The following is a 12,681-nucleotide window of genomic DNA, read 5'->3' as shown; positions in this document are numbered from 1 at the left end:
TATCACCAAAGAAGATAGAATAAAAGCGATTTAAATATTATCTCTTGGGTTTGAACCCTAACTTTGTCAATTCGACTACAACCTTAATTGGAAGGCCCACCACATTGTAGTAGTCTCCTTTTATCCATTCAACGAAAATCGATGCATACCCTTGAATTCCATATGCACCAGCTTTATCTTTCCATTCTCCCGTTGAGATATACCATTCCAAGAGTTCATCTCCAATTTCCCTGAACTTTACTTCGGTCTCTTCGACTCCTTCTATTATTCTTCCATTATGGATTATGCAGTACCCAGTTATCACTTTATGAACATTACCACTTAATGCTCTTAGCATTTTTCTGGCTTCTTCAGCATTCCTGGGCTTTCCCAGGGTTTTACCTCTAAAAATGACCATGGTATCTGCAGCTACTATCGTAGCTCCTGGAAACTTTGATGAGACACTTAACGCCTTTTTCCTTGCTATATCGAGGGATTTCTCCCTTGAATCTTTGACAGTACTCCTCTCTTCTACATTAGCTGGATACACCTTAATCTCAAAGAATCTTCCCAGGATCTCTCTTCTCCTGGGGCTCGATGACGCTAAGATTATCATCACTTGGAATCTTAAGTAAAGATTTTTAAAGGTACTTTATAACCCATGATTGCATGATCACTTAGCACGGCTCGGGGGTGTCCGAAAGGGAACCCACCGGGCCTGGCGAGGAGGTGAAGGAGATGAAGTATCCAAAGCAAATAAGGACATACTGCCCGTATTGTAAGAGGCATACGATTCATAAAGTTGAAAGGGTGAAGAGGAGGCCAAGGAGCGAGCTTAGCGCAGGTCAGAGAAGGTTCAGAAGAGTTCTTAAGGGATACGGTGGATTTCCAAGACCTAAGCCAGAAGGTAGAGAAAAGCCGGTGAAGAAGTTAGATCTCAGATTCGTATGCACCGTTTGTGGAAGGGCCCATACAAGAGGAAAAGGGTTCAGGGTAAAGAGGTTCGAGCTCGTGGAGGTGTGATGGATGAGCCTTCCAAGGAATGTAATTCCAATGCCTAGGTCAAGGTTCCTGAGGGTTAAGTGCATTGATTGTGGTAACGAGCAAATAGTTTTCAGCCATCCAGCGACAAGAGTCAGGTGCCTTGTCTGTGGGGCAACACTAGTTGAGCCAACTGGTGGTAAAGGGATAGTTAAGGCTAAGATCCTTGAGGTTCTAGAGTGAACGTTACTTCTGCGTAACTCCTGGGATCTTCCCAAATTCTTACCTTAATCTTTTTAATATTGGAACCGGCGTTCTCTGCAATTCTCTCTCCAAACCATTCGGCTAAGTACTCAGCTGTAACATTCGGTTTGTCTATTATAACCACTTCATCCCTTGGAACCTTCAGGATCTTTCTATTTTTTTCAATAATTACTAGATCCCCTACTTCTTTGACCCACTCCTTACTAACTATTAGCCTGTGGTCTAACTCCTTCACAATCTCACTCAAATGTGTGAAGTCAAAAATCATCCCCTCCTCATTCAACTCCCCCTCAATCTCAACCTCCACCTTGTACGTATGTCCATGTATCCTTTTGCATTTGCTCTCGTATTCCAGCTCGAGGAAGTGGCTGCTATCAAACTCTTTAGTCCAGTAGATTTTTCTTTTTATAATATACCTCATCGTCATCAGAGTTTTAATAATTAGTTAAAGTTTAAAAGAATGCCCCTCTCACAAATCTATGGGTGTAAGAAATGATCCTCCAGGTAGCTCTCGATTTAACTGACATAGAGCAGGCCATTTCTATTGCGGAAAAAGCAGCTCGCGGCGGCGCTCATTGGCTTGAGGTTGGAACTCCCCTTATAAAGAAGGAGGGGATGAGAGCAGTCGAATTATTGAAGAGGAGGTTTCCAGATAGGAAGATAGTTGCTGACTTAAAAACTATGGATACCGGGGCCCTTGAAGTTGAGATGGCCGCAAGACATGGGGCCGATGTTGTTTCAATATTGGGAGTAGCAGACGATAAGACGATAAAGGATGCCCTAGCAGTTGCCAGGAAGTATGGGGTAAAGATAATGGTGGATTTAATTGGAGTCAAGGATAAAGTCCAGAGGGCTAAAGAACTCGAACAGATGGGAGTTCATTACATATTAGTACACACTGGAATAGATGAGCAAGCTCAAGGAAAGACACCCCTAGAGGATCTTGAAAAGGTTGTAAAAGCTGTTAAGATTCCGGTAGCTGTAGCCGGTGGTTTAAACCTAGAGACTATTCCTAAGGTTATAGAGCTCGGTGCTACCATAGTCATCGTTGGAAGTGCCATAACGAAGTCTAAGGATCCTGAAGGGGTAACTAGGAAGATAATAGACCTCTTCTGGGATGAATACATGAAGACTATTAGGAAGGCGATGAAGGATATTACGGATCATATAAACGAAGTGGCCGATAAGTTAAGGCTTGATGAAGTTAGAGGTTTAGTTGATGCAATGATCGGGGCGAACAAAATATTTATCTACGGTGCTGGAAGGAGTGGATTGGTTGGAAAGGCCTTTGCCATGAGGCTAATGCACTTAGACTTTAACGTCTACGTAGTGGGTGAGACCATAACCCCGGCATTTGAGGAGGGGGACTTGCTGATAGCGATAAGTGGTTCTGGTGAGACCAAAACGATAGTTGATGCCGCAGAAATTGCAAAGCAACAGGGAGGAAAAGTAGTTGCGATAACTTCCTATAAAGACTCAACATTGGGTAGATTGGCCGATGTTGTTGTGGAAATCCCGGGAAGGACTAAAACGGATGTTCCGACGGATTACATTGCTAGGCAGATGCTAACTAAATATAAGTGGACGGCCCCTATGGGGACGCTGTTTGAAGACTCAACAATGATATTCCTAGATGGTATAATCGCCCTGCTTATGGCAACTTTCCAGAAGACGGAGAAGGATATGAGAAAGAAGCATGCAACGCTCGAGTGATGTCTTTTTTAATTATTTCTTGGAGGTTGCTTGATGGAACCAATATTCGTTGGCATTGGGGGGTATGGAACTAGGATAGCCTTCTCGATAAGGTATGGAAAAAGGATTTATATTAATCCAACTGGGTATCTATTCTTGAAGAACGAATTTCTAGAAAAGCTTGAGGATATCCTCTGGGGGATACAACAAAATTCGACTTTATGGTTGATCTTTGAGAATAAGGGGATTAATGTTGACATAGTAAATGAGATCATTGAGAGAGCTCCAAATGATGTGGTAAGATTTGCCTATGTAATCTCTCCTGGGAAAGAACTTGTATTAGAAGAAAAGCCTCAGTGGGCTGAGGATTTTGAAACGGTTTTTTATGATTCTCTATGGGAATTCTTAAAGGGAAAGGAGAAGAAACCTATTTGGAAAGCTTATGATGAAGCGGCATTGGCAATTGGGAATATGTTTACAAAGCTTTATGAGTATCTAAATTCTCAGATGCTGGTGAATGTCGATTTTGCCGACTTTATTCAAATAACAAAGGGGGGAAATGTCGGTATATTAAGGCTACTTAATAACGTCAACTTCGAGTGGCATTGGGGAGTGTGGGAGCGAGGCCTAATCAATATCTTAGCGAATAAAAGTGTACCATTGGAAAGCGTTACTAAGATCTTGGCAAGATTTCAAGAAATACTAAAAGAAAAAGACATAATATGGGGAGTTAAAATGGATGAAAGCATAGAAAACTTGGAGATATTAGCTCTCCTGGTGAAAAAATGGTGAAGGCAGTATTGTTTGATATAGATGGAACCCTACTTTCGGAGAAGCCCTTGATAATGTTCATCCTTCCTCAGGTTTACGATGAGCTAGCTAATAAGTTAAACATCTCTAGAATGGAAGCTAGAAGGATTTTTCTTTCAGAAATTGAAAAAAGGAAAGGGAAGTATGAATGGCACGATTGGAACTTCTTCTTTAGGCTGTTCTCCCTACCCTTCAAGTATGAAGATTTTATAATGAAGTATCCAACCAAGATTGAAGTATTCCCAGGAGTTGTTGAAGTTTTAAAGTACCTAAAGGAGAGGGGATATAGGCTTGGGATTGTCACAAGCGGACCAAGATACCAAGTACTTAAGCTCAAGGTCTCCGGGATCTACAGATATTTCGATGTTGTTGTAACCAGGGATGACGTGGGTTCTATAAAGCCTGAGCCCAGGATATTCCTTGCTGCTCTAGAAAAGCTGAAGATTTCACCTAAAGATGCTGTAATGGTAGGTGACAGCTTGGAGCAAGACATTCTTGGTGCTAAGGGGGTAGGCATGAAGAGCGTATGGATAAACGTTGGGGGTGAAAACGGTTATAACCTCCCAGACTTTGAGATAAGTTCGATCCTTCAACTACCGGAGGTGATAGAGGATGAAAGTGATATTTGAAAAGGAAGGAGTTTTTATAGAATATAAGGAGAAGAATGTAAAAATGGAAGCAAGGAACGATGAACTTGTTCATAAGGAGGAAAACCCAACTAGACTCTGGTGGGAGCTGAAGGAGGCCATTAAGGGTAAGAGGGTTAAAATAGTTGTCTATGAGGTGGAGGATAGTGATAGATCATCTAATAGCGACTGATATAGGGGGCAGGGGTTCTGAGAAACTTTACATTCTTTACAAGTCTAAAGATCCTGATTATTTTTCAAAATCCTTGGATTTACTAATTAAATCAGATGAAGTTCTTATAGTTTCTGACTTTCCAATTCCCCCAACGATGACACCTGAGACCGATGGCCCTCCTGGGGCTCTAGCTCTGGCTCTAGGATTAGCAGAACTTGGAAAGAAAGCTACAATATTGACCCAGGAGATCGTTAAAGAGGGGCTTAGAGATTTTTACCCCAGGATCACTACGAAATTTCCTAATATAAGGAAATTTTCTTGCCTTGTCAGTATAGAAACTCCTGGGAGAAATTTCAAAGGAGAATATTTGTCATTTTCGGGACTTAAGATTAGCGTTCGTCCATATGATGACCTATTCCTAAGGGCCTTGGAGCTTGGAATCCCAACTATTGGTATCGGTGATGGTGGAAATGAAATAGGGATGGGAAACCTTGGACTTAATGATGAGAGGTTCTCCGTAGTTAGGGTAAATGAACTCATAATAGCAGGAGTCTCGAACTGGGGAGCTTATGGGTTAGTAGCGGGGCTCTCAATGAGGGTTGGTCAGAACCTCTTAAGAGATTACAACGAGGAGGATGTTGTGAAGTCTCTCGTAGATGTAGGTTTGATAGATGGAATAACAAAAAAGAGGGAACCTACTGTAGATGGTTTACCACTTTCCCTTCATGGGAAAATCCTGGAATTGTTAATTGAGATAGTTAATATAAAAACTCCCTGAGTTCGCTCTTTAGGGTTTCTACATACCATTTAACTACTTTATGCCTTTTTTCGGCAATTTCCTTTCCAGTTTTCGTATACATCAGGTCCTTTAGCTTTAGTATCTTCTCCTCAAAGTGTTTTATTGAGTCTTCAATGCTTCTCTCCTTTTCGCAAGAGTATATGAATACCCTTGCTATTCCAATAGCTCCTAAGGCGTCGATTTTATCTGCATCGCTTAGAATTTTAGCTTCTAGGGTTCTCGGCTCTACATCATTTGAAAACCTGTGGGAGGCTATAGCATGTGCAACCTCTTCTACCTTTTCGTAATTAGAGAGGAATTCCTTGGCTATTTTTGCTCCTTCGATTGCGTGATCTCTTATAACCCCTTTGTCCTCTAGAGGTCTTGCTATATCATGTAATAAGGCCGCTAGTGCTAGGATCTCTAGATCAGCGTTCTCTTTACTTCCTATGTGAAGGGCTATAGCTAGAACCCTCAAGGTATGGGAGAACCCGTGGCTCCCTTCTCCGAGCTTTTCCCTTGCAAACTTGCATGCCCTCTTAATAATCTCAGGCACGTCTTTAAAGTACCTCTTTAGAATACCCTCGCACTCAATATACATTTTTAAACCCCCTCCTCCATCTTCTTTCGATGGATGAGATAAAAATTGAGAAGCTTAAAAAGCTAGACAAGAAAGCATTGAATGAGTTAATAGATGTTTACATGAGTGGTTATGAAGGATTGGAAGAATATGGGGGAGAGGGGCGAGATTATGCTAGGAATTATATAAAGTGGTGTTGGAAAAAAGCCTCTGATGGTTTCTTTGTAGCTAAGGTTGGGGATAAGATTGTGGGATTTATAGTCTGCGACAAGGATTGGTTTAGTAAGTATGAGGGGAGGATAGTCGGTGCTATTCATGAGTTCGTGGTTGATAAAAAGTTTCAGGGGAAGGGTATAGGAAGGAAACTACTAATAACTTGTCTTGACTTCTTGGGGAAATACAATGATACCATAGAACTCTGGGTAGGTGAAAAGAATTATGGGGCCATGAACCTTTATGAGAAATTTGGATTTAAAAAGGTGGGTAAGAGTGGGATATGGGTGAGGATGATCAAGAGACAAAATTTATAAATCAATTTCATAACTTTTCTCCGAGTGGGCCCGTAGCCTAGCAGGATAGGGCGCCGGCCTTCTAAGCCGGAGGTCGCGGGTTCGAATCCCGCCGGGCCCGCCAACGTTTTCTTTTACAGAGGAAAAAGTTATATTGGAAAAGCGTTAAAACATTTATCAGAGCGTTAAAATTCTGGAGGCTGAAAAGGATGGCGAAAAAGGTCAAAGTGATCACGGATCCAGAGGTTATTAAGGTGATGCTGGAGGATACCAGAAGGAAGATCCTAAAGCTACTCAGGAATAAAGAAATGACGATCTCCCAGCTTAGTGAGATACTCGGTAAAACACCGCAGACTATATATCACCACATAGAAAAGCTAAAAGAGGCTGGATTGGTAGAAGTTAAGAGAACGGAGATGAAAGGTAACCTTGTGGAGAAGTACTACGGTAGAACTGCTGACGTGTTCTACATAAACCTCTATTTAGGAGACGAAGAATTAAGGTACATAGCTAGATCAAGGCTTAAAACAAAAATTGACATATTCAAGAGGCTTGGTTATCAGTTTGAAGAGAATGAGCTTCTTAACATTATGGATAGGATGTCACAGAAGGAGTTTGATGCAACGGTTAGGATTTCAAAATATATTGAGGAGAAGGAAGATGCCTTAAAGGATTTTTCCAATGAGGATATAATTCATGCCATTGAGTGGTTGTCAACTGCTGAACTGGCCAGGGATGAGGAATATTTAGAGCTCCTTAAAAGGTTAGGATCAATATTAAAGCGGTGAAAGGTGATGGCCAGGGGTATTAGACTTCTTGTTTTAGATGTTTTAAAACCTCATCAACCCTTAGTCACTGAGCTTGCCTTAGGATTGAGCGAGCTTGAGGGGGTTGAAGGAGTTAACATTACCCTGGTTGAAATAGACAAGGAGACAGAAAACATAAAGGTTACAATAGTCGGTGACAACTTGAATTATGATGAGATAGTAAGGACAATAGAAGAGTTTGGTGGCGTTGTTCATAGCATAGACATGGTTGCCGCTGGAAGGAAGATAATAGAAGAGGAAGAGACTCCACAGGATAAGCTGGAGGAGTAACGGTATGTGCAGGATTCCCGTGATGATAGTATCCCAGCCAAAGCAGCTGAAGGCCCTTTCTGATCCTACTAGAATAAAGATACTTGAACTGCTAAGAGAACATCCAATGTCAGTCTCTGAAATAGCGGAAAGACTTGGAAGGGATAAATCAACGGTTTATAGGCATATAAAGGCCTTGGAAGATGCTGGATTGGTAGAAGTTGTTGAAAAAATTGGTAATGAAGTTGTGTATGGGAGGGTTGCTTACGTATTTTTGCTCGTTCCTAACTCCAACAAGGAAATCGAAGACTTAAGAAGAGCTTACCTTTCCAGAGAAGTTGAGAAGTTAATCGAGGTTCTTGAAGACTCTGGCATAAGGATCAGAGATAAGGAGAAATTCAGGAGCATAGTTCAAAAGGTCTTTAGGGATATTGAAAATCAATCTCAGCATATTCTAAGTAGGCTGATGAACTCTTCCTTTGACGAGATAGCCCTTATCCATATTCTAAACTTCTTAACATTCCTATACTCACATAAATACGTTGAGGAATCAAAGCAACTCTTTAAATTGTTGGATATTTAGTCCAAAAAACTTTATATATGTAAATTCTAGCATTCCGTAGGTGATGCAAAAATGAATGAAGTGAACCTTGATTTCTTGTTTTATCCGGAGAGTGTTGCAGTAATTGGAGCTTCTCATGTTCCTGGAAAAGTAGGGAATGGGATATTAAGATCCCTTGTAAATAACTTCAGAGGGAAAATATATGCTGTCAACGTTAAAGGTGGAGAAATAGAGGTGAATGGAAAGAAATTCAAGGTATATAAGAGTATAAAGGATGTACCCGACAAGGTTGATGTTGCTGTAATTGCCGTTCCAGCGAAGTTCGTTCCTGAGGTAATAGATGAATGTGGAGAAAAGGGAGTTAAGGGAGTTGTGGTAATATCTGCGGGATTCAAGGAAGCTGGTAGGGCTGATTTAGAGGAAGAGTTAGTGAAGAGGGCGAAGAAATGGGGAATTAGGGTTGTTGGACCAAACTGTCTAGGTGTTACAAATTTAGAGAATGGATTTGATTGTAACTTTAACCCCCCAGAGAGGCAGGCTAGGCCAAAGTTTGGACCAATAGCATTCATGAGCCAGAGTGGAGCTTTTGGTGCAGCAATCCTAGACTGGGCGGCCAGGCATGAAGTGGGAATGAGCAAATTCATAAGCTTAGGAAACATGGCCGATCTTGATGAAAGCGACTTTATGTTATACCTTAAGAACGATCCAAAGACGAAGGTGATAACAGCTTATATTGAGGGAGTAAAGGACGGAAAGAAGTTTTTCAATGTTGCAAAAGAAACAACTAAAGTTAAACCGGTCATAGTTCTTAAGGCTGGGAGAACTGAAGCTGGAGCAAAGGCCGCGGCTTCTCACACAGGTTCATTGGCCGGAAGTTATAGGATCTATGAAGCAGTGTTTGAACAGACTGGAATTTTAGCCGCAAAGAGCATGAGGCAACTCTTTAATTACGCAAAGGCCCTAGCAATGCAAAAACCTGCTAATGGGGATAGGGTTGCTATAGTAACGAACGGTGGTGGAGCTGGAGTCATGATGAGCGATGGTTTACTAGAGAGAGGATTGAAACTTGCTGAGCTTAGCGAAGAAACAAAGGATAAATTTAGGAAAGCGATTGAGGAAGGTAAGTTACCGGAGCACATGAGTTATGCAAATCCAGTTGATGTTATAGGTGATGCTCCCTCTAGCAGGTACGAACTAGCGATAAATTACGTCCTTGAGGATCCAAACGTGGATATACTCGCCGTGATAGCTCTCTTTCAGAGTCCAGCTTTAGACGAGGGAATAGTGGATGTCATGGATAGGGTCAAGAAGTACGGAAAGCCGATAGTCTTCATAGCTCCTGGTGGAGAATTTCCGGAGAAAATAGCCAGAAGAATTGAGAAAGTTGGGGTTCCAGTCTTCGAAACCGTGGAAGATGGTGTTGATGCTGTATACGCTTTAGTTAAGTATGGTAAGTATCTATCTGAGCTCTAAATTTTTTGAAATTCTTTTTCAATTATTTTAAGTTCCTGTTCTCCAAGGGCTTTTGGATTTATCACAAGGACTATCGTTCCTTTGTTGCTTAATACTATGTCTTTTGCATTGTAGAGGAACTTTAGAGTCGCCTTTGTTCCATTCTCTAGGATCAAATACTCAATGCAGTCAATATATACCGCATTATATCCAACTTTGAAGGCCCTATAAATTAAATCGGTAAGTATTCCTATATTCGTCGGTAGAATGGCATAAATGTTCTCTCCAATTTCTCCCTCTTTTACCTTCGTTATCCAATAGACAATGGCGGGGGTTTTAATGTTTAGATCTCTTTTCCTTGTTATTATGACTGGGTTCATAGTGGAAATAAGATTTAGCCCTTTTTCCTCGTTTTCAGTCCAATATGCTCCCGGCTTTGATATGACTTTGATGTTCTTTGGGGCCTTTGGAACGAAAGTTACCATTTTAATTGCTCCTATGGCCGCAATAAGCCTAAATATTGCCGCAACTAAAAATAACATGTCTGAAATTGTGTGAATATTTCTCGTTACGGGATACGTTAAGTTAAGTAAACCTACAGATCCAACTCCAATTGGAAACAGAATTTCTATGCTTTTTCTATTCACATATTCAAGCAGGCTAACCGATAAGAATATGAGGGAACCTCCAAGGATTAACGACGGTAGGAGTCCTATTAGGGTAAAGTCATTGTTAAAGAGATTCACGGCCATCGCGAACGTCCATATATGGAATATTATGAATGTGCTCCCAATAATTATAACCCCTCTGGGACTTATTTGATGTTCCCTTAGTAAAAATGTGGTCATTAAAAATAGAATTCCTATGTAGAAGCTAGGTAAGAAGGTAAATAGATAATGATTTCCCTGGATTTGAATACCTAAGGGTTTTAAAATATACTCCTCTACATCTAGAGTTGATAAAAGGAATGCAAAGGACAAAAGGATCCATCCACTTTCCCTAGTTTTTACGGCCCTATAAGAAGATGCCCCAAGCAAGGTGATCCTAGAAAATAAATTTATGTAAGGAACAAGGGAATATATCATCTTTTTGTCACCATCTTTTCCTGTTTAGCTACCACTAAAACTCCTGGGGGGATGTTTTTATCGACTATTACTCCAGGGCCTACAAGAGCTCCACTTCCAATTTTTCTTCCCGGATATATGCTCACGTTTATTCCAGTTTTCACGTTATGCCCTATTATTGCTCCAAGCTTCCTTCTTCCGGAATCTTCGAGGTTACCTTTAATCTCAACCTTTACCGTCTTGTTATCGTGCCTTAGGTTAGCGGTAATGGTACCGGCCCCAAGGTTCGTATTTTCTCCTATTATCGAATCTCCAACGTAGTTGAGATGGGGGGCATTTGAGTTATCCATGATTATCGAGTTCTTAACTTCGACTGCGTTCCCTATATGACAGTTATCTCCTATGCTAGTGTATGGCCTAATGAAGCAGTTTGGCCCTATCCTACAGTTCTTTCCAATTTTTACTGGACCAATGATATAGCTACCAGATCTTACTATAGTTCCTTCCCCTATTTCGACTGGAGGAATTATAGTAGCCCCTTCCTCCACAGTTCCCCTAATGTTATGTTTGAGCTTCGTCTTAAGGATGTACTCGTTAACCTCGAGAAGATCCCATGGTCTACCTATATCACTCCAAAATCCTTTATATTCAAAATATACTATCCTCTTTCCCCTCTCTATCATTATATTGATAGTATCGGTAATCTCGTACTCTCCCCTTTCACTTTTTTCCGTTTCTTCAATGAAGTCAAAGACTTCACTGTTAAAGATGTAAATTCCAAGATTTGCAAAGCCTTCCATTTTTCCTGGCTTTTCTATTATCTTTTTTACTAGATTATTCTTAACCTCAACAAGCCCCAATTGGGATAGGTTTTCAAACTTTTTAACCACGATTCCACCATCTGCCTTCATTTTCCTGTAGGTGTGTAGAAGTCCCCTAATGGCTTCCTGTTCAAAGTATATATCGCCATTTATGGCGAAAAATTCCTCATCAATGATGGCATCCTTTGCTGAATATATAGCCCTTGCAGTTCCTTCTTCATCCCCTTGGACAACGTACGTTATTGGCTTTCCATGGAATTCATCGCCAAGGGTTTCAATTATTTTCTCCTTTTTGTATTTAACTACAATTATAAATTCATCAACGAATGGATCTAGATTCTCAAGTATGTACTCTATAATTGGCTTATTTGCAATCTTCAAAATAGGTTTAGGTCTGTCATCCGTTAAAGGTCTTAGCCTCTCTCCCTTTCCTGCGGCAAGTATTACCGCTTTCATGACTTTACCTCCAAGATAGATCTCATTATTTCGGGAACTATGCTTATCTTTGATACCTTAGTCGGTATCGTGTTTGTAACTGCTAGCTCATCTACAGCTTTGCTGACTCTCTCTATGGCCCCTTCGGCAAAAACGCCATGTGTGGCTACTACGAAAACTTTTTCAGCTCCGAGATCTTTTAGGATCTCTGCAGCCCTTATCATAGTCCCTCCAGTACTTATTATATCGTCGACTATTAGCACGTTCCTTCCTTTTACATTGACGTCTACGGGCGTCATCTTGACTTCCGTTGGTGATATCCTTTCTTTTTCAAAGTGACTGTACTCCAGTCCGAGTATATTTGCAACTTCCTTCGCTCTTTCTAGGGCCCCTCTATCTGGAGCTAACACTAGCCCATTCTCGAGCTTATCCCTAAAGTATTCCGCTATCACTTTAGCTGGGTATATGTTTACGGCCTTACCAGGAAAGAAATCTAATGTCTTTGGATTATGTATGTCGAAGACGTATAGTTCATCATAATATAAGCCGAGCATTTTCATTATCGCTCTCACACTAATGGGTTCTCCCTCTTTTGTGACTCTATCCTGTCTTGAATATGCCAAGTAAGGAACTACCAGCTTAAGTTTTTCGAATCCAGCTTCTTTCAATGCATCCCCTATAATTATCGTTTCAATTAGATGCTCATCCTGGGGCCTGTACGTCGATTGGACTACTATCACTTCCTCTCCATGCTCCAGGATTCTCACGTATTTTTCACCATCAGGAAATTTTTTAATCTCCGTTTTGAGGATCTTGGCATTCTTTGAAATCTCCTCCTCAAGGTGTTTCGCTCCACTACCAATTACAAACACCTTAT

General features: G+C 40.9%; 18 protein-coding genes and 1 tRNA gene. 13 read left to right on the top strand and 6 right to left on the bottom strand.

The window, feature by feature from the left end:
- Positions 1-37 precede the first annotated feature (37 nt).
- Entirely contained in the window at positions 38-595 is a 558-nt protein-coding gene (locus tag PH_RS09195) for a Maf-like protein (protein ID WP_048053519.1), read from the bottom strand.
- Positions 596-717: 122 nt separating this feature from the next.
- Between PH_RS09195 and PH_RS09190 the strand changes: the two genes are divergently transcribed.
- Both PH_RS09190 and PH_RS09185 read left to right on the top strand, forming a co-directional pair.
- Positions 718-1,002, top strand: coding sequence for a 50S ribosomal protein L44e (locus PH_RS09190; protein ID WP_010886007.1), 285 nt, complete (start codon positions 718-720; stop codon positions 1,000-1,002).
- A gap of 3 nt (positions 1,003-1,005) precedes the next feature.
- Positions 1,006-1,203, top strand: a complete 198-nt coding sequence (locus tag PH_RS09185) for a 30S ribosomal protein S27e (RefSeq protein WP_010886006.1) — start codon at positions 1,006-1,008, stop codon at positions 1,201-1,203.
- Here the strand turns inward: PH_RS09185 and PH_RS09180 are convergent.
- Positions 1,178-1,651 (bottom strand): 6-pyruvoyl trahydropterin synthase family protein, encoded by a 474-nt coding sequence (locus PH_RS09180; RefSeq protein WP_010886005.1) that lies wholly within the window; start codon positions 1,649-1,651, stop codon positions 1,178-1,180. The two genes, PH_RS09185 and PH_RS09180, sit on opposite strands and share 26 nt — an antisense overlap.
- 65 nt (positions 1,652-1,716) lie before the next feature.
- Here PH_RS09180 and hxlAB point away from each other — a divergent pair, with 65 nt between their 5' ends.
- The 5 genes from hxlAB to PH_RS09155 are packed head-to-tail and all read left to right on the top strand — an operon-like array spanning position 1,717 to position 5,305.
- Positions 1,717-2,937, top strand: a complete 1,221-nt coding sequence (hxlAB, locus tag PH_RS09175) for a bifunctional 3-hexulose-6-phosphate synthase/6-phospho-3-hexuloisomerase (protein ID WP_010886004.1) — start codon at positions 1,717-1,719, stop codon at positions 2,935-2,937.
- A gap of 33 nt (positions 2,938-2,970) precedes the next feature.
- A complete protein-coding gene (locus tag PH_RS09170; protein WP_010886003.1) occupies positions 2,971-3,708 on the top strand; it encodes a hypothetical protein in 738 nt (245 codons plus the stop codon).
- Positions 3,702-4,355, top strand: coding sequence for a TIGR02253 family HAD-type hydrolase (locus tag PH_RS09165; RefSeq protein ID WP_010886002.1), 654 nt, complete (start codon positions 3,702-3,704; stop codon positions 4,353-4,355). Before PH_RS09170 ends, PH_RS09165 begins: the two co-directional genes overlap by 7 nt.
- The gene (locus PH_RS09160; protein WP_010886001.1) at positions 4,339-4,545 is read left to right on the top strand and encodes a hypothetical protein; all 207 of its coding nucleotides are present in this window, start codon (positions 4,339-4,341) and stop codon (positions 4,543-4,545) included. Before PH_RS09165 ends, PH_RS09160 begins: the two co-directional genes overlap by 17 nt.
- Positions 4,520-5,305 (top strand): glutamate cyclase domain-containing protein, encoded by a 786-nt coding sequence (locus PH_RS09155; protein WP_010886000.1) that lies wholly within the window; start codon positions 4,520-4,522, stop codon positions 5,303-5,305. Before PH_RS09160 ends, PH_RS09155 begins: the two co-directional genes overlap by 26 nt.
- On the opposite strand, the gene PH_RS09150 is transcribed toward PH_RS09155, so the two are convergent.
- A complete protein-coding gene (locus PH_RS09150; protein ID WP_010885999.1) occupies positions 5,286-5,906 on the bottom strand; it encodes an HD domain-containing protein in 621 nt (206 codons plus the stop codon). The genes PH_RS09155 and PH_RS09150 overlap by 20 nt on opposite strands.
- A gap of 29 nt (positions 5,907-5,935) precedes the next feature.
- Between PH_RS09150 and PH_RS09145 the strand changes: the two genes are divergently transcribed.
- The 6 genes from PH_RS09145 to PH_RS09120 all read left to right on the top strand — a co-directional run bounded on the left by PH_RS09145 (position 5,936) and on the right by PH_RS09120 (position 9,505).
- Positions 5,936-6,415: a GNAT family N-acetyltransferase gene (locus tag PH_RS09145; RefSeq protein ID WP_010885998.1), complete on the top strand. Its 480-nt coding sequence runs from the start codon at positions 5,936-5,938 to the stop codon at positions 6,413-6,415.
- A 26-nt stretch (positions 6,416-6,441) separates the two neighbouring features.
- Positions 6,442-6,518: transfer RNA gene (locus tag PH_RS09140), tRNA-Arg, on the top strand.
- Between the two features lie 85 nt (positions 6,519-6,603).
- Entirely contained in the window at positions 6,604-7,182 is a 579-nt protein-coding gene (locus tag PH_RS09135) for an ArsR/SmtB family transcription factor (protein ID WP_010885997.1), read from the top strand.
- Between the two features lie 6 nt (positions 7,183-7,188).
- A complete protein-coding gene (locus PH_RS09130) occupies positions 7,189-7,491 on the top strand; it encodes a DUF211 domain-containing protein (protein ID WP_048053518.1) in 303 nt (100 codons plus the stop codon).
- 4 nt (positions 7,492-7,495) lie between these two features.
- Entirely contained in the window at positions 7,496-8,053 is a 558-nt protein-coding gene (locus PH_RS09125) for an ArsR/SmtB family transcription factor (RefSeq protein WP_010885995.1), read from the top strand.
- Positions 8,054-8,104: 51 nt separating this feature from the next.
- The gene (locus tag PH_RS09120) at positions 8,105-9,505 is read left to right on the top strand and encodes an acetate--CoA ligase family protein (RefSeq protein WP_010885994.1); all 1,401 of its coding nucleotides are present in this window, start codon (positions 8,105-8,107) and stop codon (positions 9,503-9,505) included.
- Here PH_RS09120 and PH_RS09115 read toward each other — a convergent pair.
- From PH_RS09115 to PH_RS09105, 3 genes are read right to left on the bottom strand one after another with little or no spacing between them, the layout of a single operon-like run.
- Complete coding sequence (locus PH_RS09115) at positions 9,502-10,569, bottom strand: DUF835 domain-containing protein (protein WP_010885993.1); 1,068 nt, start codon at positions 10,567-10,569, stop codon at positions 9,502-9,504. The two genes, PH_RS09120 and PH_RS09115, sit on opposite strands and share 4 nt — an antisense overlap.
- Complete coding sequence (glmU, locus tag PH_RS09110; RefSeq protein WP_010885992.1) at positions 10,566-11,825, bottom strand: bifunctional sugar-1-phosphate nucleotidylyltransferase/acetyltransferase; 1,260 nt, start codon at positions 11,823-11,825, stop codon at positions 10,566-10,568. The genes PH_RS09115 and glmU overlap by 4 nt, the downstream gene beginning before the upstream one ends.
- Entirely contained in the window at positions 11,822-12,676 is an 855-nt protein-coding gene (locus PH_RS09105; protein WP_048053517.1) for a ribose-phosphate diphosphokinase, read from the bottom strand. Before PH_RS09105 ends, glmU begins: the two co-directional genes overlap by 4 nt.
- Positions 12,677-12,681: the final 5 nt, after the last annotated feature.

It is taken from the genome of Pyrococcus horikoshii OT3 (assembly GCF_000011105.1).
Lineage (GTDB): Archaea > Methanobacteriota_B > Thermococci > Thermococcales > Thermococcaceae > Pyrococcus > Pyrococcus horikoshii.
The sequence above is the reverse complement of the archived record's forward strand: the minus strand, read 5'-3'. Positions and strand labels throughout refer to the sequence as shown.